Origin of the sequence: Actinoplanes sp. NPDC048791 (assembly GCF_040650095.1) — a bacterium.
Classification (GTDB): Bacteria; Actinomycetota; Actinomycetes; order Mycobacteriales; family Micromonosporaceae; genus Actinoplanes.
Window position 1 is genome coordinate 1 of the sequence record NZ_JBEZGQ010001153.1, and the last position, 2,439, is coordinate 2,439.

Consider the following 2,439-nt stretch of genomic DNA (forward strand, 5'->3'; position numbering starts at 1 on the left):
AGTTGTCGGGCAAGCACGGCGGGGACGGCGCGGCGGTGCGGGCCGAGGTGCTGGAGATCATCGGTACGAGCGGCAAGATGCACAACCCGGTGACGAGGCAACAAAGCTTGCCACTCTTCGCCGGTTGGGGCGACCGTGGTGCCATGACATACGACGTGATCGTGATCGGCGGCGGGCCCGCCGGACTGAGTGGCGCGGTGGCCCTGAGCCGCGCGTTGCGGTCGGTGCTGGTGATCGACGCGGGTGAGCCCCGCAACGCGCCCGCCGACGGCATCCACAACTACCTGACCCGCGACGACATCGCGCCGGCCGACTTCCGGACGGCCGGGCAGAGCGAGGTACGGCACTACGGCGGCGAGATCGTCGACGGCCGGGTGACCGGGGCCGGCCGCGACGGCGACCTGCTCACCGTGACGCTGGCCGACGGCCGCTCGTACGCCGCCCGGCGCCTGCTCGTCACCACCGGGCTCACCGACGAGCTGCCCGACATCCCCGGCCTGCGCGAGCACTGGGGGCACAGCGTGATCCACTGCCCGTACTGCCACGGCTACGAGGCCCGCGGCCAGGCCATCGGCATCATCGGCTCGTCGCCGATGTCGCTGCACCAGGCGCTGATGTGGCGGCAGTGGAGCGACGACATCACGCTGTTCCTGCACACCGCGCCCGAGCCGGACGCCGAGCAGGCCCGGCAGTTCACCGCCCGGGGCATCACGGTGATCACCGAGAAGGTCGCCGAGGTGCTGGCCGAGGGCGGCAAACTGACCGGGGTACGGCTGACCGACGGCACCGTGGTCGCCCGGGAGACCCTGGTCGTCGCCCCCCGTTTCCTGGCCAACGCGGAACCGCTGCCGTCCCTGGGCCTGACCGCGACCGACAACGACTTCGGCAGCGCGGTGGTGGCCGAGCCGAACGGGCGTACCGAAGTGCCCGGGGTCTGGGTCGCCGGCAACGTGACCGACCAGATGGCCCAGGTGGTCAGCGCGGCCGCCGCCGGCCTGCACGTCGGCGCCCAGCTCAACGCCGACCTGATCATGGAGGACACCGCCCGGGCGGTCGCAGCTCTCGGGTGACTCGCAGGCCGGGCGGTCACCGCTCTCGCGTGATCCGCAGGCCGGTGGTCACGGCCCTCGGGTGATCCGCAGGCCGGTGGTCACGGCTCTTGCGTGATCCGCAGGCCGGCGGTCACGGTTCTTGGGTGATCCGCAGGCCGGGCGGTCACGGTTCTTGGGTGATCCGCAGGGCTGCCGCGGCGACGATGCAGAGGCCGGCGGTCGTCAGGAAGACGCTGGTGTAGCTGCCGGCGCGGGTCAGCAGCGCCGCGGCGCCCAGCGGGGCGGTCGCCTTGGCGATCGTCACCGGCACGACCAGCATCGCCGCGATGGTGGCGTAGCGGCTGGTGCCGTAGCGGTCGGCGAGCAGCACCGGCTTGGCGATGGTCGCGACGCCGAAGCCGAGCCCGAAGCCGACCACGCCGACCACGGCCCCCACCGTGGTGCGGCCGGTGAACGGCAGCGTGGCCACCGCGACGGCCTGCACGGTGAAGACGGCGGCGACGACTGTGGCGGTGCGGAACCGGCGTTGCAGTGCGGTGGTGGCCAGCCGGCCGGTCACCGACAGCAGGCCGAACAGCCCGGCGGTCGTCGCCGCGAACGACAGCGGATGACCCCAGCTCAGCAGGGCCGCCACCAGGTGCACGGTGATCAGGGAGATGGCCGCGGTGTTGGCGGTGAAACCCAGCGCGAGCTGCCAGAACGCCCGGTCGGGACGGAACGGGGCCCGGGCCGCACGGGCGACGGACGCGGCGGGACGCAGGACGATCGCGTGCAACGGGACCGTGAGCAGCGCCTGGACGGCCGCGAGGATCAGCAGGGCGGTGCGCCAGCCGTACTGCTCGACGAGGTGGCCGGTCAGCGGCAGGAAGACGGTGCTGGCGAAGCCGGCCACGACGGTGAGCACAAGTAGGGCGTTCGGGCGTTCGGCGGCGGTGTGCCAGGCGATGACCACGGCGAAGGCGGCTTCGTAGAGGCTGGCGGCACCGGCGGCGCCGAGACCGACTTGGACCGCGTACAGCTGCCACAGGCTGTCCACCTGCGACCAGGCGACCAGCAGCAGCGCGCCCAGCAGTGAGCCGGCGGTCATCAGCGCGCGGCCGCCGTGCCGGTCCAGCCACCGGCCGACCGGCACGGCCAGGATCGCCGCGGCCAGGACGGAGGCGGTGAACGTACCGGTGATCGCGGTTGTCGTGGTGTGCAGCTCGGCGGCGAGCGGGGTCAGGAAAACCGCGAAGGAGTAATGGAGCGTGCCGTAGCCGACGGTCTGGGTGATCGCGAGCGCGGCGACCGTGCGGCGGGCGCGCACCCGGGTGCCGGGGTGGCCGCCGTTCGCGGGGGCGGCGGCCGCCGGGGCGGGGCGTCCCCCGGTCACCCGCAGCAGCTGCCG

At 73.3% G+C, this 2,439-nt stretch carries 2 protein-coding genes; one reads left to right on the forward strand and one right to left on the reverse strand.

Going from position 1 to position 2,439, the window contains the following annotated elements:
- Positions 1–143 precede the first annotated feature (143 nt).
- Positions 144–1,070, forward strand: coding sequence for an NAD(P)/FAD-dependent oxidoreductase (locus tag AB0C29_RS43560; protein WP_360833554.1), 927 nt, complete (start codon positions 144–146; stop codon positions 1,068–1,070).
- A gap of 145 nt (positions 1,071–1,215) precedes the next feature.
- Here AB0C29_RS43560 and AB0C29_RS43565 read toward each other — a convergent pair whose 3' ends face one another.
- A complete protein-coding gene (locus AB0C29_RS43565) occupies positions 1,216–2,433 on the reverse strand; it encodes an MFS transporter (protein ID WP_360833556.1) in 1,218 nt (405 codons plus the stop codon).
- Between the last annotated feature and the right edge of the window lie 6 nt (positions 2,434–2,439).